This is a genomic window from Clostridiales bacterium (assembly GCA_018333995.1).
Taxonomy (GTDB): Bacteria; Actinomycetota; Coriobacteriia; order Anaerosomatales; family SLCP01; genus JAGXSG01.
In genome coordinates this window covers 17,643-37,110 of record JAGXSG010000015.1, presented here as the reverse complement: position 1 = coordinate 37,110, position 19,468 = coordinate 17,643, and the positions used below count along the sequence as shown (strand labels likewise).

The 19,468-nt window shown below is 61.1% G+C and carries 17 protein-coding genes and 6 tRNA genes; all 23 read left to right on the top strand.

The window, feature by feature from the left end; genetic code table 11:
• Positions 1-471 (top strand): hypothetical protein (locus KGZ40_04670; protein MBS3956802.1); only part of this gene is annotated, 471 nt, incomplete at its 5' end.
• Positions 472-598: 127 nt separating this feature from the next.
• Positions 599-675 (top strand) — tRNA-Pro (locus KGZ40_04665).
• A gap of 5 nt (positions 676-680) precedes the next feature.
• A tRNA-Gly gene (locus tag KGZ40_04660) sits at positions 681-756 on the top strand.
• Between the two features lie 62 nt (positions 757-818).
• Positions 819-895: transfer RNA gene (locus KGZ40_04655), tRNA-Arg, on the top strand.
• Positions 896-908: 13 nt separating this feature from the next.
• Positions 909-985: transfer RNA gene (locus tag KGZ40_04650), tRNA-His, on the top strand.
• 78 nt (positions 986-1,063) lie between these two features.
• A tRNA-Lys gene (locus tag KGZ40_04645) sits at positions 1,064-1,139 on the top strand.
• 227 nt (positions 1,140-1,366) lie between these two features.
• Positions 1,367-1,633, top strand: a complete 267-nt coding sequence (locus KGZ40_04640; GenBank protein ID MBS3956801.1) for a hypothetical protein — start codon at positions 1,367-1,369, stop codon at positions 1,631-1,633.
• 9 nt (positions 1,634-1,642) lie between these two features.
• Positions 1,643-3,802 carry a heavy metal translocating P-type ATPase gene (locus tag KGZ40_04635; GenBank protein MBS3956800.1) on the top strand — a complete coding sequence of 720 codons (2,160 nt, stop codon included), beginning with the start codon at positions 1,643-1,645 and terminating at the stop codon, positions 3,800-3,802.
• Positions 3,792-4,214 carry a hypothetical protein gene (locus tag KGZ40_04630; protein ID MBS3956799.1) on the top strand — a complete coding sequence of 141 codons (423 nt, stop codon included), beginning with the start codon at positions 3,792-3,794 and terminating at the stop codon, positions 4,212-4,214. The genes KGZ40_04635 and KGZ40_04630 overlap by 11 nt, the downstream gene beginning before the upstream one ends.
• Positions 4,215-4,370: 156 nt before the next feature.
• The gene (locus tag KGZ40_04625; GenBank protein MBS3956798.1) at positions 4,371-4,907 is read left to right on the top strand and encodes a DsrE/DsrF/DrsH-like family protein; all 537 of its coding nucleotides are present in this window, start codon (positions 4,371-4,373) and stop codon (positions 4,905-4,907) included.
• Positions 4,908-4,972: 65 nt separating this feature from the next.
• Positions 4,973-5,212, top strand: a complete 240-nt coding sequence (locus KGZ40_04620; GenBank protein ID MBS3956797.1) for a sulfurtransferase TusA family protein — start codon at positions 4,973-4,975, stop codon at positions 5,210-5,212.
• Positions 5,213-5,229: 17 nt separating this feature from the next.
• Positions 5,230-5,952 carry a respiratory nitrate reductase subunit gamma gene (locus KGZ40_04615; protein MBS3956796.1) on the top strand — a complete coding sequence of 241 codons (723 nt, stop codon included), beginning with the start codon at positions 5,230-5,232 and terminating at the stop codon, positions 5,950-5,952.
• 3 nt (positions 5,953-5,955) lie between these two features.
• The gene (locus tag KGZ40_04610) at positions 5,956-7,257 is read left to right on the top strand and encodes a (Fe-S)-binding protein (protein ID MBS3956795.1); all 1,302 of its coding nucleotides are present in this window, start codon (positions 5,956-5,958) and stop codon (positions 7,255-7,257) included.
• A gap of 466 nt (positions 7,258-7,723) precedes the next feature.
• Positions 7,724-8,434, top strand: a complete 711-nt coding sequence (locus KGZ40_04605) for a HupE/UreJ family protein (protein ID MBS3956794.1) — start codon at positions 7,724-7,726, stop codon at positions 8,432-8,434.
• A 14-nt stretch (positions 8,435-8,448) separates the two neighbouring features.
• Entirely contained in the window at positions 8,449-9,078 is a 630-nt protein-coding gene (locus tag KGZ40_04600) for a hypothetical protein (GenBank protein MBS3956793.1), read from the top strand.
• Positions 9,079-9,123: 45 nt separating this feature from the next.
• Positions 9,124-9,206 (top strand) — tRNA-Leu (locus KGZ40_04595).
• A 44-nt stretch (positions 9,207-9,250) separates the two neighbouring features.
• Positions 9,251-10,624 carry a trigger factor gene (tig, locus tag KGZ40_04590; GenBank protein ID MBS3956792.1) on the top strand — a complete coding sequence of 458 codons (1,374 nt, stop codon included), beginning with the start codon at positions 9,251-9,253 and terminating at the stop codon, positions 10,622-10,624.
• 58 nt (positions 10,625-10,682) lie between these two features.
• A complete protein-coding gene (gene clpP, locus KGZ40_04585) occupies positions 10,683-11,282 on the top strand; it encodes an ATP-dependent Clp endopeptidase proteolytic subunit ClpP (protein ID MBS3956791.1) in 600 nt (199 codons plus the stop codon).
• The gene (gene clpX / locus KGZ40_04580; protein ID MBS3956790.1) at positions 11,283-12,545 is read left to right on the top strand and encodes an ATP-dependent Clp protease ATP-binding subunit ClpX; all 1,263 of its coding nucleotides are present in this window, start codon (positions 11,283-11,285) and stop codon (positions 12,543-12,545) included.
• A gap of 339 nt (positions 12,546-12,884) precedes the next feature.
• Positions 12,885-15,599 carry a valine--tRNA ligase gene (locus KGZ40_04575; GenBank protein ID MBS3956789.1) on the top strand — a complete coding sequence of 905 codons (2,715 nt, stop codon included), beginning with the start codon at positions 12,885-12,887 and terminating at the stop codon, positions 15,597-15,599.
• Positions 15,600-15,608: 9 nt separating this feature from the next.
• On the top strand, positions 15,609-16,934 hold the full coding sequence (locus KGZ40_04570) for a hypothetical protein (protein ID MBS3956788.1): 1,326 nt from the start codon (positions 15,609-15,611) through the stop codon (positions 16,932-16,934).
• 108 nt (positions 16,935-17,042) lie between these two features.
• On the top strand, positions 17,043-17,477 hold the full coding sequence (locus tag KGZ40_04565; GenBank protein ID MBS3956787.1) for a zinc ribbon domain-containing protein: 435 nt from the start codon (positions 17,043-17,045) through the stop codon (positions 17,475-17,477).
• A 75-nt stretch (positions 17,478-17,552) separates the two neighbouring features.
• Entirely contained in the window at positions 17,553-19,457 is a 1,905-nt protein-coding gene (thrS, locus tag KGZ40_04560; protein ID MBS3956786.1) for a threonine--tRNA ligase, read from the top strand.
• The last annotated feature ends 11 nt before the right edge of the window (positions 19,458-19,468 follow it).

The window sequence follows — 19,468 nt, the reverse complement described above, 5'->3', positions numbered from 1 at the left end:
ACACCGGAATGGGTTGAGTTGAATGGGTACACCGCAGTCAGGACTCCTGGCGAGGTAGCGCGCGGTCTGGACAGCCAGCCCGAACTACCCAACTCCCTCGGCGAACAGGCGTGCACGATCGTCTACTACGGCGAAGGAGAGTCCGCAGGCGAGTGGATTGTGTATGTCTTCTACGGGGACTTGGTGCTAGGTGTCCACAAGAGCGCGCAGGATGTCAAAGCCGTACCGGTCGACACCAACCGTTTTGAACACCGCGTGAGCGTCAACGGACTCCCCGGCTCCGGATGGACCAGGGGAGAGTACGATTCCTTCGCCGCTGATGGCAAGACCCCGACCACGGCAGTGTATCCGTTTTCCGCTGTCTCGTGGGCGCAGGACGGAGCGGTGCTCACCCTCTCGGCACCGAGCGGCCCTTTCGAGGAGCTTCTTCCCCTTGCCGAAGAGGTGTCGAAGCAGTTCTCGTTCCGGTAGCCGGTTCCCGTGCCGCGGTTTCCATGCGGTGGCGCGATGTTTGCCCCACGGCCAGTGTGTGCCTATACTGTCCCTTGCCCTAGGGCACGACGGCCCGTAAGGGTCTCGCGGGCCGGGGCGAACGAGTCGGGCTGTAGCGCAGCTTGGTAGCGCATCTGCTTTGGGAGCAGAGGGTCGTCGGTTCGAATCCGGCCAGCCCGACCAGGTTTGCGGCGGTAGTTCAATTGGTAGAGCATCAGCCTTCCAAGCTGATTGTTGCGGGTTCGAGTCCCGTCCGCCGCTCCATTGACAACCAGAAGCGTCGAAGGGTACCGTGTCGCCTTGGCACTCCCTCGGACGCGTGATGTGCGCCCGTAGCTCAGCTGGATAGAGCGGGAGACTTCTAATCTCTAGGTCGGGGGTTCGAATCCCTCCGGGCGTGCCACTGTCTTCACATGGTGGGTGTAGCTCAGTTGGTTAGAGCGTCGGACTGTGGCTCCGAAGGTCGCGGGTTCGAGTCCCGTTACCCACCCCATGCGCGCATCGCGGCCCGCGCACAGTAGCGGGCCGCTTGCATTTCCTCGGTAAGGCGATAGAATAGCGGAGCGTTTTCGGGCCGTTAGCTCAGCTGGCAGAGCAGGGGACTCTTAATCCCAAGGTCATAGGTTCGACCCCTATACGGCCCACCATCAACAGTCGAGGCAGGTTCCGATTTCGGGGCCTGTCTTTTCGTGCTCCGACAGAACAGAAACTTCGCAGTGGCTAGCAATGGGTGTTAGAATGGGTGAACTATGACGTGTCAGACCCAAGTGCGGGAAGTATACTGTGTGAAGGACGCACGGTTTGTGACACGATCGCTGTATCGAGGATTGGTGTGCACCGTCGTGATGGATGGGATTGAGGAAAGGGGTAAACGATGGGCGAGGGCTACCATAAGGGACTGTATCTAGCGGGAGGCATCGCGCTAGGTGTGGTCGCCGCTGCGTTGTACGGCCGGGAGAAGGACAGACTGCGTCCTGCCGCAGCCGATCTGATTAGCCGTGGGCTTGATGTCAAGGATCGTGCGCTCATGATGGCCGAGACCGCCAAAGAGCAGATCGAAGACATCGTGGCCGAGGCGCAAGACATCCAGAACAAGCGAACGGAGCCAGGCGTGCCCGCCGCGACAGGCGAGAAGGCGTAGCCGCGCCCGATGCACTTTCGGATCGCGCATGAGCTACCGGGCCGGTTGCGGGTGAGGGTTTCCCCGCAGCTCGTTTCCGAGGAGACCGCGCGCGATCTTATCCCCTTGCTTGGCGGTACCGGTGTCGTTCGCTCAATCACGATAAGCGGACGCACTGGAAACGTTCTCATAGTGTTCGAGCCCTCCGCCCGGGAACAGGTGTGTGCGGGTCTTGCTGGCTACGAGCCGACCCCGGCGCTCGGTATCGCGCGCCGCCTGGGCCGCTACTCCGTATCGCTCGACGGCGATCGCCAGGAGTCCGCGCAAGACGCGGGCATGACCCTGAGCCAGGCAGGGAGCGGCGGCTGGATGCGTTTTTTCGCGTACGTAGCCATCAGGCCTTTGCTGCCGCCTGTCGTCAAGGCGTTCGTGTCGTTACTCCGCGCGCTGCCGTACTTGCGCAACGGGGTGCGCGCCTTTCGGCGCGGGCGCATCAACGTGGACGTGCTCGACGCTGTCGCAATCGGTATCTCACTGGCACGCCGTGACTTCCGCGCGGTGGGGACGATCACCCTCATGTTCGCTTTGGGAAGGACGCTCGAGGAGTGGACGAGGCGAGAGTCTCGCGCAAGCCTCGCCAGAAGCCTGGTAGTTGACGTCGATACCGTCTGGGTGCGGCGGGGAGACATTGAACTGCACATCTCCCTCCTAGAGCTTGAGCACGGTGACGAGGTCGTCGTTCGCACCGGTTCCTCCATACCCGTTGATGGCGTCGTCACGGCGGGTGACGCAAGCGTCAACCAGTCGGCGATGACGGGGGAAGCTCTTCCGGTCCTGCGTGGCGTTGGCGCGAGCGTCTGCGCGGGAAGTGTGGTCGAAGATGGCGTGCTCTACATCCGGCCGACACGTGTCGGTGCCGAGACACGCGTGAACCAGATTGTGCGTTTCATCGAGGAGTCCGAGTCACGCAAGGCCAATGTGGAGAGCCGGGCTGACGCGCTCGCCGACAAGATAGTGCCGTTCAACTTCTGGCTCGCCGCTCTCGTGTTCCTCCTTACCCGGAATCTGTCGAGGGCGGCGTCGGTGTTGCTTGTGGACTACTCGTGCGCCATCAGGCTCGCCACTCCGCTTGCCGTTCTGACGAGCATGCGTGAAGCTGCCCGCGCGGGGGTGCTCGTGAAGGGCGGGCGATTCATCGAGTCGATGGCGACGGCAACGGTCTGCGTCTTCGACAAGACGGGAACGCTGACTCGGGCCCAGCCGCGCGTTGCGCACGTAGTGCCGTTCGACGCGTGGGACGCTGACGATGTGCTGCGCCTCTCGGCATGTCTTGAGGAGCACTTCCCGCACCCGGTCGCCCGCGCGGTCGTGAGGAGCGCTGAGGCCGCCGGGATCGATCATCACGAGGAGCACGCCGAGGTCGAATACGTCGTCGCACATGGTGTCGCTTCGCGGCTCGATGGAAAACGGGTTCTTGTGGGGAGTCGGCACTTTGTGCATGAGGACGAGGGAATTGCGCTCGATGAGAGGAAGCATGAGGAAGTCGAGCGCTGGGCAAGGCAGGGCTACTCGCTGCTGCACCTCGCGGTCGACGGCGAGCTCGTTGGCGCGCTTTGCATAGAAGACCCGATGCGCGAGGAGGCCGCTGAAGTGGTGCGCGGTCTCAGGGAACAGGGTATCGAGCGGGTTATCATGCTCACGGGTGACACTCCGGCAACGGCGGCCACGATTGCGGCCGCCGCTGGTATCGAGGAGTGGCGGGCCCAGGTCATGCCGATGGATAAGGCCGACATAGTGCGTGAGCTCCAGGCCGAAGGGCACATAGTGCTCATGGTGGGGGACGGCGTCAATGACTCCCCGGCACTCTCGGCCGCCGATGTCGGCGTAGCGATGCGTGATGGAGCGGACTTGGCGCGCGAAGTGTCAGACGTCGTGCTGTTGGGAGATGAACTCTCTGAGCTCCTTGTCGCTCGGCAGATTGCGCAGACGACGCTCAGGCGCATACGGCAGAACTTCGGGTCGAGCGTGGCGCTCAACACAGGGTACCTCGGTTTGGGTCTCGTCGGCCGAGTTCAGCCGAGCACAATTGCGCTGCTTCACAACCTGACGACGGTGGGTGTTGCACTGAATGCCATGCGCCCGATGCTTCCGCCGTCACCGGCCCGGGGGGAGGACGAACGTGGTCGCTAGTCAGATCGACGGAAGGCTCCGTTTTCGTCATGCGGGGCTGCGTGATCCCGCGATCGTGAGCGAGGTCGAATCCGCGCTTCGCGGCGCTCGCGGGATTCTGTCTGTCACCTCCAACGCGCGAACAGGGAGCATGCTTGTCAAGTACGACCACGAGGTGATCACTGCGGAGCAGGTCGTCGAAGCATCTCAGCTTCCGGCATCCGCGTCGGCCATCGCGCAGCAGCGCCTCTGCGCGCCGATGACCCAGCGCGAGAAGATGCGAATAGCGAAACGCGGCATGCTCGGATCGCTCGGCGCGCTTCTGCTTCTGGCTGCCCTCGATAGGGAGCGTGCTCACATGGTCGCAGGCGGGCTCTTTGTCGCGTTCAACGCGTATCATCTCTACACGTATCGGCGACGTTTGCTACTCTAGGGCGTGAAGCTCTCTCGCCGGGGGGTCCACGGAGAACTGCGCCAAAAAATACCCCCTGGGATATTTTGTGGAGTGCGCTAGAATGGCGTACATCTTGCGTAAACGGGTGAAATGCGCGATGCGAGTCCTGACAGGCGATCAATGAAGGAAGGCAGAATGAGTGTTGATGTGAGCGAGGCCCTCAGTCAGGCCAGTAGAGTGGCGGATGAACCGTCGGAGAAGCCCAAGAAGATGACGCTCGTCGTCATGAGCGGCGACATGGACCGGGTGTTTGGCGCGTTCATTATCGCGACAGGCGCCAAGGCGATGGGCTTCGACGTCGTCATGTTCTTCACCTTCTGGGGTCTGCGCGCCATCAAGCGTGCCGACGCGAGACATGGCACGTCCCTCTTCGGGAAGATGCTCGGGCTCATGTATGGCGGCGGTATCGAAAAGGCCAATCCGAGCAAGTTCAGTTTTGGCGGGATGGGCCGGTGGATGTTCGGCAAGATGATGGGTGCCCAGAACGTCGCTACACTGCCGCAACTGCGCGATCTCGCGGTCGAACTTGGCGTTCGGATGTACGGATGCCAGATGTCGATGGATGTTATGGAGATCCCGCAAGAGGCATTCGTGAAAGGCGTACAGGAGCCTGTGGGAGTGGGATTCATGCTTGCTGAAGCCGAAGAGTCGCAGGTGCAGTTCTTCATCTAAACCAATCGCGGCGGCGCCCAGAAGCGGGCCTGCCGTACGTCACCACTACGTAAGGAGTGCGAATCATGAGCGATATCACCCCGGATCTCGATCTCGACCTGCGCGGACTGCTCTGCCCGATGCCCATGGTCCGGGTGTCGCAGAACATTGCGAGCGTCCCTATCGGTGGCGTACTTAAGGCGACGGCCACGGATGCCGGTTCGATTCCCGACATCACCGCGTGGGCGAAGTCGACAGGTCAGGAACTCCTCCAGGCCGAGAAGGTCGGCAGCGAGTACGTCTTCCTCATCAGGCGGGTCAAGTAGCCCCCAGGGAGGCACAGATGGACACCTTCTCCTTTATAGCATCGGGCCTGCTCGTTTATGCGAGCATCGCGGTTTTCGTGCTGGGAATGTCGTGGCGTGTATGGCAGTGGGCGCGGACACCCGCGTCTCCGGTGAGGCTCGGCATTTACCCGAAACCGGCCTCTCGATCCGGCAGGCTGGGTAAGCTGCTCAAAGACACGTTCGTCGCTCCGCAGAGCTTCGAGATTGAACCCCGTCTCATGGTGGTGGCCATGGCGTTCCACGTGGCGGCGCTCGCGGGCTTTATCGGTCACCTGAGACTCATCGGCGAGTTCGACACGCTCGTGGCGCTCATCGGGCAAGACGGGATGAAAGTGTTCGCGGCGTGGAGCGGAGGCATCGTCGGTGTCGTGATGCTGGCATGTGTTCTGTACTGGCTGGCGCGGCGGACCTTCGGGCCGTACCGGGCGCTGTCCACGCCCGAAGACTACCTGCTCCTCGCGTTGCTCCTTGGCATCATCATCATGGGTAACCACATGAGATTCCTTGGCGACCTGCCTTCATCGGTCTACATGGAGTGGTTCCAGTCGCTCCTCGCCTTCCGGCCGTCCTTTCCGGAAGCACTCGCGCAGTCGAGTGAGAAGTGGGCGCTCAACTGGCACATGCTGTTTGTCTCGGCTTTTCTGATGTACTTCCCGTTCTCGAAGCTCACGCATGCTATCGGCGTGTTCGCGACGAACCTCATAAGGAGCTCTGAGTAGTCCATGGCGCCGTTGGAGAAACATCAGATCGACACGATTATCGGCGTGCTTGATAAGCGGATGAACCGCCAGCTCAAGCAGTACATGGACATCTGTGTGCGTTGCGCGATCTGCAAGGACGCGTGCCATCAGTATGTCGCGACCGGTGACATCAAGTACCTGCCCGCGCGCCGCGCCGAGCTTGTCCGGGAGATTTATCGGAAGTACTTCACCAAAGCGGGCGAGTTCGTTCCCGCCCTCTACGAGGCGCGTGATCCGGACGAGAATATGCTTGATGAGCTGTACGAGTCGACGTACGCGTGCACGGGATGTCGAAGGTGTATGTACTACTGTCCGTTCTCGATCGACACGCAGTGGGTCGTCTCGGCCGCCAAGGGGATCCTTATCGCGGCTGGCAGAGGAAACGATATGCTCGGCCAGCTCGCCGATGCGGCGATCTTCAAGGGCGAGAACGCCGAGATGTTCCGCGACGGTCTTGTGGAGGGATTCAAAGACATTGAGGCCGAGGTTCGAGAGCTCACCGGCGATCCCTCGGCGGAGATTCCCGTCGACAGGCAGGGAGCCGACATCCTCTACGTGGCGCTTGCTGGATCGCACTCGATCATGCCGGCGGCGGTGATCTTCAACCAGGCCGGCGCGAGCTGGACACTTTCGTTTTTTGAATCGGCCAACTACGGCTACTTCTACGGCGATCCCGAGAAGGCGCGAATCATCGCGAAACGTTACATGGATGAGGCGCTTCGACTTGGCGTGAAAGAGGTCGTGATCACGGAGTGTGGGCACGCCTATCGCGTCGCGAAGCTCTTCTACGAGGCGTGGGCGAAGGAGAAGATGCCGTTTAAGGTCCGCCATATCCTCGAGGTTATCGATGAATACATCGCATCGGGGCGGATCACGGTTGACGCAGAAGGTATCGCCGAGCGGGTCACCTACCACGACCCGTGCCAGACAGGGAGGTGCGGTGGAGTGTTCGAGGAGCCTCGTCGCATTCTCGGTGCGATCGCCGATGATTTTGTCGACATGACCCCCAACCGCGAGAAGCAGTGGTGCTGCGGAGGCGGCGGCGGGATTGTCGCGATGGAGGAGTTCAATAGCGTTCGGCTGAAGAGCGGCGCGAAGAAGGTCGAGCAGATTCGCAAGACCGGCGCAGAGGTGCTCGCATGTCCGTGCGAGAACTGTCGCCTGCAGATCACCGAGCTCAACGAGGTGCACAGCTTGGGACTCAGGGTTGTGCCAGTGATGGACCTCGTGGTCGAGGCGATGCCGCTCGCAGGCCGCCGCACTCCGCACGCTCCAATTGCGTGAAGAATCCGTGGATGAGCCCGGTGGTTGAGGCACACAGTGTATTATGTGCCGCACCATGGTGCTGACGAGAAGACTTTCCGTTGCGTGCGCTGCCGTTGTGCTGGCCGTCATCGTACTCGGGTGCGGCCACGCATTTTCCTGCGTAGCCAGCGCCTGTGACACGACGTGTGCTGAAGCCGATTCGACCCGGCCACGCGACTCCGTGGCGACATCGACTGTATGCGTCGGACTGCTCGCCGCCCACACGGGCGGCGAGTTCAGTCCTTGTCTCGATTTGGAAATGACGTTCCAGGGTGTGGTGTCATCGGTGCCGCCGCCGGAGCGCTCGTTCACTATCTTGCGGATCTGAGACTGCGGCGCTCGCATCCCTGCCGGGGCACTTCCGGTGGCTCGCTCGGTGCGATACTGTCACGGACGGTTTCACACCGCTCATGTCCCTACGATTCTTAGAGGCGGGTCCAATCACATGTACCGAGTCGTTCCGTTCTTAAAGTTGGGTATCGTGGCAGCCGCAGTGATCATAGTGGTCACGCTTGCAGTGGCACCGGCCGCCTTCGCGCACGGTGTTGCATCCGCTGATCAGATATTCATCGCTCAGACCACCGGCGCACAGGTGATTCCATTCATCTACCTTGGCGCCAAACATATGGTGACAGGCTACGACCATTTGCTTTTCTTGGTCGGAGTCATCTTCTTTCTGCACAAAATGCGAGACGTCTGGCACTACGTCACCTTGTTCGCGATTGGGCACAGCGTGACGCTGATTCTGGGCGTACTCGTCGAGACCAATGTGAGCGCCTACATGGTGGATGCCATCATCGGGCTTTCGGTGGCGTACAAGGCGCTCGACAATGTGGGCGGGCTTAAGCGGATGTTGGGCTTTAGGCCTGATCCTCGAATGATGGTACTTGGCTTTGGTTTCATCCATGGCTTTGGCCTGGCTACACAGTTCCTCGAGTACGATCTCGCTCGCGAAGGTCTTGTCGCAAACTTGCTCGCGTTCAACGTTGGTGTTGAAATCGGCCAGGTCTTGGCGCTCGCCGCCATTCTTGTCGCAATGAACGCATGGCGCAGGTCTCCAACGTTCGAGCGGCACGCGTTCGCCGCGAACATGGTGCTGATGACCGCGGGCTTTGTCCTTACCGGATACCAACTTGCCGGGCTGTTTGCCGGCTAGGAAGGAACACACTGATGACAGAGATGAACGAATCCCCCAATAGCCGCTCTTCCGCGAAGCGACGCTCGCGCGCAAAGAGCGGTGGGAGCGTGACGGATGTTGCTTCAGGACCGACTGGCGCGCAGCTGTTTAAGTCGGTTGCGATCTCAATCGTGGTGGCTGTGGCGATCCTCATCCTCTTTGTGTTGCCGGTGGAGTACGGGATAGACATCACCGGAGCGGGAGACGCACTCGGCCTGACCCGGTCCGCAGAGGCTGACGGGCATGCGCTCTCCGGCGAAGAGGACGTGACCCCGGCGGCGATCGTGTCTCAGACTGACCTCGCCAAGCGTGCCGACTCGATGTCGGTGACGCTGCAACCTGGCGAAGGCGCGGAAGTGAAGGTGCGAATGAGTGAAGGCGAGAGTATCGTCTTCGAGTGGATCAGTGAAGGTGGGCCCGTCAACTTCGACATGCACGGGGAGGGCGCGGCCGTGGCAACCACCAGTTACTGGGCGGGAGCCGCGACCGAATCGGGTGCAGGGACGTTTGTCGCGCCAATCGACGGTACGCATGGCTGGTTCTGGCGCAATCGCGGTGAAGGTCCAGTCGAGGTGACCGTGAGCACGGCAGGGTTTTACGAGGAGCTGTTCAGGGCGGAGTAAACGGCCCAGTGGTTGTTTCGCTATACTAGTGAGTCGCTTTGCCGAGCGGGCGTGGCGGAATTGGCAGACGCGCCAGGTTTAGGTCCTGGTGGGCAACCGTGGAGGTTCGAGTCCTCTCGCCCGCACCAGCAACGGATACCACTGTTCGTGCGAGTACCGTCGAGGAGGACCATTGAGCACTGACGCCTTGAAGACTTCGGTCGAGCCGGTTGACCTTAACACCGTCGCGTTGACCGTCACAGTTCCGCCGGAAGCGGTTGAGCAGGCGATCAACCAAGCGTACGCGAAGCTTGCCAAGAGCGTGAAGATTCCCGGCTTTCGCAAAGGCAAGATCCCGCGTCCGGTGCTCGACACCCATGTCGGTCGTGATTATGTCCTCGGCGAGGCGCAGGAAGAACTCTTCAATACGGTCTACCCGCAGGCGGTTCGTGCCGAGAAGCTCAGCGCCATCGCGCATCCTGAGGTTGACGAGATCGCGGACCTCGTCCAAGGAGAGCCCTTCGTGTTCACGGCAAAGGTGCCGGTCAAGCCGGAGTTGACCGTTTCATCGATCGAGGGCATCTCGGTGAAGGTTCCCCCGGCTGAGGCGTCGGAGCGAGAGCTCGATGCGCAGATCGAGCACCTTCGAGAGCGCTTCGCCAGTCTTGAACCGGTCGAAGACCGGGGCGTGGCCGACAGCGATTATGTCTTGATCTCATTCACGGGAACAGTTGACGGGGCGACCTACGAGGGCAACTCAGTCGATAAATACCTCTACGAGATGAGCAAAGGGCTCATGCCGTCTGAGTTCGATGCGGGTCTTCTGGGCCTGAAGGCGGGCGAGACCACTCGGATCGAGTTTGAGGTGCCCGATACATCATCGAACCCGGATTTTGTTGGAAAGACCGCCGCGTTTGACGTCGAGGTTCACGAGATCAAGGCGAAGGTGCTGCCCCTGATCGACGACGAGTTCGCCGAGAGCGCGGGCGGGTTCGAGAGCATGGAGGCCATGCGGTCCGACATCAAGATGAGGCTCGATGAGGCCAAGGCCGCGGGTCGTGAGCGTGTCTTGGAGCGCAACGTGCGAACCGAGATCGCCAAGCGGCTCGAAGGCGAGGCGCCGCAGGCGATGGTTGATTCGAAGCGCGATTCGATGCTCAAGGAGTTTGTCGAGGGCCTAGAGCAGCGGGGAATGACGCTAGAGCAGTATGCCGAGGCGACCGGGTTCGAGATGGAGCGCATAGCCGGTGACATCTCCAAGCAGGCAGAGGTCTTGGTGAGGGAGGAACTCGCCCTCGAGGCGCTCTTCCGAGCGGCTGGACTTGAGATCACCGAGGATGATGTCGAACAGGAGTACCTACGGTTCGCCGAGGTTGGTGAGGTGGCGGTAGAGGAGCTCAAAGAGCGTTGGGCCGACACGATGGCCGCTGAGGTCATTGCCGAAACCCTCACTCGTCGCAAGGCGGTCGAGTGGTTGACCGATCCTGCTAACGTCGAAATCGTCGAATCGGACCCTTCTGATGGCAGCGACGGCGCGGAGGACGACGAGTCCGATGAGACACAGTAGAATCGGGCGTGAAGCGCATGCCCGCACCAAGACAGGAGCATCCATGGATCACGGCGCGATGAACCTTGTCCCGATCGTCGTCGAGCAGACGAGCCGTGGCGAGCGCAGCTTCGACATCTTTTCGCGCTTGCTCAATGAGCGGGTCGTTTTTCTCGGACATGAGATCAATGACGACATCGCCAACCTTGTCATCGCGCAGCTGCTGCACCTTGAGAGCGCGGAGCCGGACAAAGACATCAACCTCTACATCAACTCGCCAGGCGGATCGGTCACAGCGGGTCTGGCCATCTACGACACGATGCAGTACATCAAGTGCGATGTTTCGACTATCTGCATCGGACAGTGCGCGTCGATGGCGGCGGTGCTGCTCGCGTCAGGCGCCGCGGGCAAGAGGTTCGCACTTCCTAACAGCCGCATCCTCATCCATCAGCCGTGGGGCGGCACTCAGGGTCAGGTGAGCGATATTGAGATCCAGGCCCGCGAGATGCTTCGTATGCGAGAGGCGCTCGACAATATCATGGCTGAGCACACTGGGCAGCCCACGGAGAAGATACATTCCGACACTGATCGCGACAACATCATGACAGCTGAGGAAGCCAAGGCCTACGGCCTCGTCGACGAAGTTGTGGTGAGCCGTGGCGCAAAGACGGAGGCGTAGGTGGCCCGTTCTTCTGATAGCGCCGAGCAGCTGATTTGCTCATTTTGTGGTAAGACGCAGCGGCAGGTGCGCAAGCTCATCGCCGGTCCGGGCGTCTACATCTGCGATGAGTGCATCGAGTTGTGTAACGACATCGTAGAAGACGAGCTGCCTGCCGCCAAAGCCGTCGTTCCGGTGAGTGAAGAACTGCCGACGCCGCAGCAGATCTTTTCGATCCTTGATGACTATGTGGTGGGACAAGATCGAGCCAAGAAGGTTCTCTCGGTCGCCGTGTACAACCACTACAAGAGAGTCCGTTCGATGCCGTCATCTGGGCCGGACGATGTGGAACTCGCCAAGAGCAACATCTTGATGCTCGGCCCTACCGGATGCGGAAAGACCCTTCTCGCCCAAACGCTCGCACGAATCCTCAAGGTTCCATTCGCTATCGCAGACGCCACCGCTCTGACCGAGGCTGGATACGTTGGCGAAGACGTAGAGAACATCTTGCTCAAGCTGATAACCGCGGCAGATTTCGATGTGAAGCGCGCCGAGGTGGGCATCGTCTACATCGATGAGATCGACAAGGTCGCCCGCAAGGCGGAAAACCTTTCGATCACCCGTGATGTCTCTGGCGAGGGCGTGCAGCAAGCTCTCCTGAAGATCCTCGAAGGAACCGAGGCAGCTGTTCCGCCGCAGGGTGGCCGCAAGCACCCGCAGCAGGAGCTCATCCGCATCGACACCACCAACGTGCTCTTTATTCTCGGAGGAGCGTTCGTGGGCCTCGACAAAATCGTCGCCGACCGCGTGGGCAAGCGCGGCCTCGGGTTCGGCGCGGAGCTTGCCCACTCATCAGAGACGGGCGCGGGAGAGCTGCTCGGCCAAGTGCTCCCGGAAGACCTGCACAAATACGGACTCATCCCGGAATTCGTCGGTCGCCTGCCGGTGCTCGCCTCGGTTGACGACCTCACCGAAGACGACCTTGTGTCCATCTTGACCGAGCCAAAGAATGCGCTCGTCAAGCAGTATCGACGTCTCTTTGAGCTCGAGGGTGTCACTCTCGAGTTCACTGGCGACGCGCTACGGGCGATCGCGCGGCAGGCGATCACGCACGGAACGGGAGCGCGCGGGCTGAGATCGATTCTCGAGGGGATATTGCTCGACACAATGTACGATTTGCCTGACGCGGATGACATCCAAGGTGTAATCGTGACGCAAGAGGCGGTGGACGGGACGGCACCGCCCACGCTCGTGCGCGATATTGAAATCGAGGCGAGCGCCTAAAGGTTAGCCGTTGGGTGGGGGCGCGCGAGAGTACTCGTGCGGCGGCGATAGGTTCCAAAACGACGCGACGGCGCCGGTTCATCCAAGCCGACGCCGTCGGTACTGTGAAGAGAGCACCACGCAAGGTGCCTCTCCTGGGCATTGTATACCAGCTCACAGGGTGTCCGCACATCACCGGTCCGAGTCCGTGCCGCATACTTATAGGAGTATTGGTATTCGCCGATACGTCGAAAGTATGCGACAGGGCTTGCGATGGCCTCAGAGATGACGCATGTGTGCGCTCGTCACTGTGCGCTAGAATCGGTGCACGGTACGGACGGCGAGAGAGAAGCTGCACACATGAGCGAAATGCCTAAAGCGTACGATCCAACGGCGGTCGAATCGGCGGTGTTCGATTCGTGGATACGCGGCCGCTACTTCGAGCAGGCGTTGCGGCACGACGGCGTTCGACCGTTTTCGGTGGTCATACCCCCTCCAAACGTGACTGGATCGCTGCACATGGGGCACGCGCTCAACAACACCATTCAAGATGTGGTTGTGCGCCGGATGCGGATGACTGGACGACCTGCCAAGTGGGTGGTGGGGACCGATCATGCCGGCATTGCGACACAGAACAAAGTGGAGCAGAAACTTGCCGCCGAGGGGGTGTCAAGGCACGAGATCGGAAGAGAGGCCTTTATCGAACGGTGCTGGGAGTGGCGCGAGGAACATGGCTCCACCATCATCCAGCAGCTCAAGGCGATGGGCTGTTCGTGCGATTACTCTGATGAGTGGTTCACCATGGATCCCAGCTACCAGGAGGCGGTGCGCAAGGTCTTTGTCGACTGGTACGAGGCGGGGCTCATCTACCGTGGTAAGCGCATCATAAACTGGTGCCCCCGCTGCACGACGGCGCTCTCCGACATAGAGGTCGAACACGAGGACCTCGAAAGCAGCTTGTGGCGCTTCCGCTACCCGCTTGTCGAGCCCGTTGGCGACGTCGATCACGTTGTTGTGGCCACTACCCGGCCTGAGACGATGCTCGGGGATACGTGCGTGGCGGTCCACCCGGACGACGAGCGCTATCGCCACCTCGTTGGATCCGAGGTGCTGCTGCCTTTACTGGGTCGAAGGATTCCCATAGTGGCTGACGCCCACGTGGATCCGACGTTCGGGACCGGAGTTGTCAAGGTCACCCCGGCCCACGATCCTGATGATTTTGAGATCGCCGAACGCCACGGGTGCCCCAAGATCATCATGATGAATCCTGACGCCACCATCTCTCAAGAGGGTGGCCCGTACGCCGGTCTCGACCGATACGAGGCGCGACGCAGAGTGGTGGCTGACATGGATGCCGCTGGCCTGCTCGTGCGCGTGGATCCGCACGTGCACTCTGTAGGACACTGTTACCGGTGTCACACCACTATCGAGCCGTACCTCTCCGACCAGTGGTTCGTCGACATGAGGCCGCTCGCCGCGCCCGCGATCGACGCAGTTCGGGATGGACGCGTCACGTTCCATCCTCCGCGGTGGGAGAGCGTCTACTATCACTGGATGGAGAACATTCGCGACTGGTGCATTTCTCGGCAGTTGTGGTGGGGACATCGCATTCCGGTGTTCTACTGTGATGACGAGCGGTGTACCGGAGCTGACGGATCGACTCCTCGCCCTATCGCGTCGATGACCGACCTCGACGTGTGCCCGGAGTGCGGCGCTGCCGTCCGGCAGGACGAGGACGTTCTCGACACGTGGTTCTCATCGCAGCTCTGGCCGTTCGCGACGTTTGGATGGCCCACCCAGAGTGCGGATCTCGACTACTTTTATCCCACTGGCGCGCTGTCGACCGCCCGCGACATCCTTTTCCTCTGGGTTGCCCGGATGATCATGAGCGGCATGCACTGCGTTGACGGAAAGGTTCCCTTTGAGGACGTGATCATTCACCCGACCGTCTTCAACGCTGAGGGCAAGCGGATGAGCAAATCGCTTGGCACGGGGGTCGATCCACTTGAACTCATGGAGCGTTACGGCGCTGACGGCATGCGTTTTGGCCTCATGCTTCAGACGACGGGTACACAAGACATCCGATTCGCCGAGGAGAAGCTTCTGTCCTCGCGCAACTTCGCAAACAAGGTTTGGAATGCGAGCCGTTTTGTGCTCATGAATCTCGGCGATGACTACGTGCCTGGGCCTCCTGAAGTTGGTACGGTCGCCGACGCGTGGGTCTTGTCACGTCTCGCCAAACTTGCGGTCGCGGTGGACAGGGGGATCGCGTCGTATCACTTTGGCGAGGTGGCCCGCGCTCTTTACGAGTTCTTCTGGAACGAGTTCTGCGATTGGTACATCGAACTCACCAAGACCCGCATCAACGCGGGCGCGGCCGACCATGCGACTGCCGAGGAGCGCGCCGCTCGCGTGGTCGCGCAACGAAACCTCGTGTTCGTCCTCGACACAGCGCTTCGTTTGCTACACCCCATGATGCCTTTCGTGACCGAGGAGATCTGGCGCAATCTACCGCTCGCGGAGTCGGAACGCGCCCCTTCGCTCATGGTCGCCACGTGGCCAGAGCCTGATTCGCTTGCCCACTTCATTGACGAAGATGCCGAGCACTCGGTCGGTCGGATGCTTCAGATCGTCGCCGGGGTGCGGGCGGTTCGCGCGCGCTACGGGATTTCTCCTAAGCGGGGCCTACCCGTGTTCATCAAGACGCAATCAGACGCTGACGACCGCCTCATCTCCACGGAGTTCGGCTATTTGCACGCGTTGGCCGGCATCGACAGCGTCACGGCTGGAGCAGATGTCGAGAAGCCGGCCCACTCTGTGAATGCGGTAGCGGCTGGCATGGAGGTCTACGTCCCGCTCGAAGGACTCGTCGATCTCGAGGCCGAGCGCGCCAGGATCGCAAAGGCGCTCGCATCGGCCATTGATGATCTTGCGAAGGTGGAACGAAAACTCGCAAACGAGCACTTCATCGCTAAGGCCGCCGCTGACGTGATCGCGAAAGAGCGCGCCAAGGAAGCTGACCTAGCCGATCGGGTGTCGGCACTGCGCGGGCAACTCGACGAACTGGAAGGGTAGCGCGGCGCGGTGGACCACTGTTTCACGTATCGGGATGCGGTCTCGGCGCTCGGTAACGCACTCACGTTCGGGGTCAATCCGTCCTTGACGGCTATCACCGCCATGACCGAAGTTCTCGGCTGGCCTCACCGAAAGTTCGATGCGGTTCAAGTCACTGGAACCAACGGAAAATCATCCACCGCGCGTTTCATCGAAGCTTTGCTCCGGTTTCATGGGTTGCGGACCGGCTTGTACACCAGTCCCGAGCTGCACTCCTACACCGAGCGCATCGAAGTAGATGGCACTCCCGTAGACGAAGAGATGTTTGCACGGGGAGTGAAGGTGGCGCTCGACGCGGCCCGTCGTGCCGGGGTGGAGCCCACTGAGTTTGAAATCCTCACCGCGGCCGCTCTGTGGACGTATCGAGAGTGCGCGGTCGAGGTAGCCGTACTCGAGGTGGGAATGGGTGGGCGGTGGGACGCAACGAGTGTGGTCGAACCCAAGGTGGCTGTCGTTACTGGAGTCGCGCTCGATCACACCGAGTACCTGGGTGAGACGCGCGGTGAGATCGCGAGTGACAAGGCGCACATCATCAAGGCGCGGTCGATGGCGATTCTCGGGCCGGGTACCCGGGGAGTCGAGCGAACGTTTCAGCGGCGACTTGCTGCCGTGGGTGATGCCGCGCTCCTGCGCGCGGTTCGTTCCAAGCACGCCGAGAGTCCCGTTGCCGAAGACGAGACAATCCGCTACGCCGTCACGCGCAACCCCGACGCGCCCGATGCGGCCACCATCGTTGATGTCTGGGGAGTTGAGGCGGCGTACGGGAACCTCGCACTCCGCGGCCCGTCGTACCAAGGCGCCAATCTGGCAACCGCCATCGCCGCTGGGGAGGCCTATCTGGGCAGGGCGCTCGATTCAGCGATCGTTGGCCGTGTTGCGTCGGAGACGAGGATTCCGGGCCGGTTTGAGGTGGTGAGGCGTGAACCATGGCTCGTCGTCGACACCGCCCATAATGCGGAGGGCGCCGAGGTACTCGCCGCGGCTATTGCATTGGCATGGCCTGACTGTGAGGCGCGCCCGGCGGTCGTTCTCGGCGTACTGGCCGACAAGGATGCTGAGGGCATCGTCTCTGCGCTCGCGCGAGTGTGCGGACGCTTTGTCGCTGTAGCGCCCGGGTCGCCGCGTGCTCTTCCGGCTGCCGAACTCGCGAACACGATTGTGCGTGTGACCGGAAAGACGCCTCAGGTTGCCCACAGCGTTTCCGCAGGTGTCGTGTCCGCGCTGGCCGCAAACTCAGCGGGCGCGGTTGTCACCGGCAGCGTCAGGACCGCCGCGGAGGCCATCGTCAGTGGCTAGCGCCTGCTGTTCTGCTAGAATCCCTCTAGCTCGTTGCGGTGTCATTCGAGAGCTTCGGCCGCTCGTCTGGAGCGTACACGGTGTTGGCACGTACGCGAGAGGGAGGACATGGAAGGGATTTTTGACCCGATCACGGCAAGCGCCGAGTTCGTTCTCGTGCGCCAGCTCTGTACCCTCTTTTTCGTAGTACTCCACATCGCACTTGTCTTTTGGACCTATCGCGACGCGGAGCGTCGCGGCGCGATGGGATGGTTCTGGGCTCTTGCCGCGCTCATCTTTCCCTTCGCCGGATGGGTGGTCTACCTCGTGGTCCGGCCTCCAGAGTTCGCGGAGGACGCGCTGGAGCGTGATCTTGAGATCCGTGCGAAGGAGATGCAGCTCCAGCGAGATTTCGAGAGCTGCCCTTCTTGTCACAAGCCAGTCGACAATGATTTCCTCATTTGTCCGAGTTGCATGAAGAAGCTCCGCAAGCCGTGTATTGAGTGCGAACGTGCCCTCAAGCTCAACTGGAGCGTGTGTCCTTACTGCAGGACCAAGCAGTAGCGTAGTACCATTGTCATGAACGCCGCCGACGTCTCGCCTTGGCGGGACGTCGTTCCTTGTCCAAGGAGAACATTCATGTCAGAGATTACAGTCGGTCTTCCCGATGGCAGCGAGAAGCGGATCCCTAAAGGCTCAACCGTTGTGGATGTCGCTGCGGCGATAGGCCCGCGTCTCGCGCAAGCTGCCCTAGCGGGGATTGTTGGCGAGCGAGAGGTCGACCTCGGACATGTTGTCTCGCAGGGTGACACGGTCTCCATCATCACCGATCGCAGCCCTGAAGCGCTCCACCTGTTGCGTCACTCAACCGCGCACGTCATGGCCGAGGCGATCAAGTCGCTCTATCCTGAGGCGAGTTTTGGCGTGGGACCGGCGATCGAAGACGGCTTCTACTACGATTTCCAGATCGACACTCAGCTCACGCCGGAAGACTTGCCCGTCATCGAGGAGCGCATGCGGCGGTTCATCGCCGAGGAACGCCCGTTTGAGCGCGCCGAGGTGACCAAGCTCGAGGCGCTCGACGTGTTCGCTAGCGACCCGTTCAAGCGGGAGCTGATCGACGAGTTGCCAGAAGACGAGGTCATCTCCGTGTACCGTGGGGGTGCCTTCACCGATCTGTGCAGAGGTCCCCACATTCCGCATACCGGCAGGATCGGCGCGTTTAAGCTCATGAAACTCGCAGGCGCGTACTGGCGTGGTGATTCGGCGCGGCCGATGCTCCAGCGCATCTATGGGACCGCATGGTTCACGGAGAAAGATCTCGCCGCATACCTCGACCGCTTGCACGAGGCCGAGAAGCGCGACCACCGCAGACTCGGCCGAGAGCTCGATCTATTTAGCTTGCACGAGGATGCCGGAGCCGGGTTGCCCATCTACCATCCCAACGGAGCGCGAGTGTTGCGCATCATACAGGAGTGGATGCGCCAAGAGCTCTACCGCCGCGGCTACGACGAGGTCATCACTCCGCACATGTACAAAGCCGACGTGTGGAAGACCTCCGGGCACTGGGACAACTACCGCGAGAACATGTACTTCTTCCAGGTAGATGAGGGTGAGGGCAAGGTTGCTGACTACGGCATCAAGCCGATGAACTGCCCCGGCCACATCATGGTCTACAACAACAGCGTCCGGTCCTACCGCGACCTGCCGTGGCGCATGTTCGAGTTTGGCACAGTGTATCGTCACGAGCTTTCCGGAGTGGTGCACGGCCTCATGCGCGCACGGGGATTCACGCAAGACGACGCGCACATCTTTTGCACGCCTGAACAGGTGACACCAGAGGTTATCGAGATGCTTGACCTTGTCGACAGCGTAAATGGCGTGTTTGGCTTCGAGTACACCGCCGAGGTCTCCACCAAACCCGCGAAGTCCATAGGCTCGGATGAGATGTGGGACGTGGCAACCGCTGGACTAAAAGACGCGCTCGATTCACGCGGGATGGACTATGCGATCAACGAGGGTGACGGCGCCTTTTACGGACCCAAGATCGACATCAAACTGCGTGACGCCATCGGCCGCACGTGGCAGACCGGGACGATCCAGGTCGACTTCAACAATCCAGAGCGCTTCGACATGACATATCGCACAGCCTCAAACACCGAGGCCCGGCCGTTCATGTTGCACCGCACGATCCTCGGGTCGATGGAGCGGTTCCTCGGCATTCTCATCGAGCACTACGCTGGCGCGTTCCCGGTGTGGCTTGCGCCGGTGCAGGCGGTCATCATCCCGATCGCCGATCGGCACCTCGAGCACGCCTCTTCAGTCCGCGAAAGACTTCAAGCATGTGGAGTGCGCGTCGAGACGTACGCTGAGAACGAGCCGATGCGGGTCAAGATAGCTAAGGCTCAGCAGCGAAAGATCCCCTACATGCTCGTGGTTGGTGACAAGGAGGCCGAGCGGGACGCAATCGCGGTACGGGAGCGCACCGAGGGCGACATCGGTCAGATGACGCTCGCGGAGTTCGTCGAACGCGTCAGGGCGTAGCGCGAGAAGGG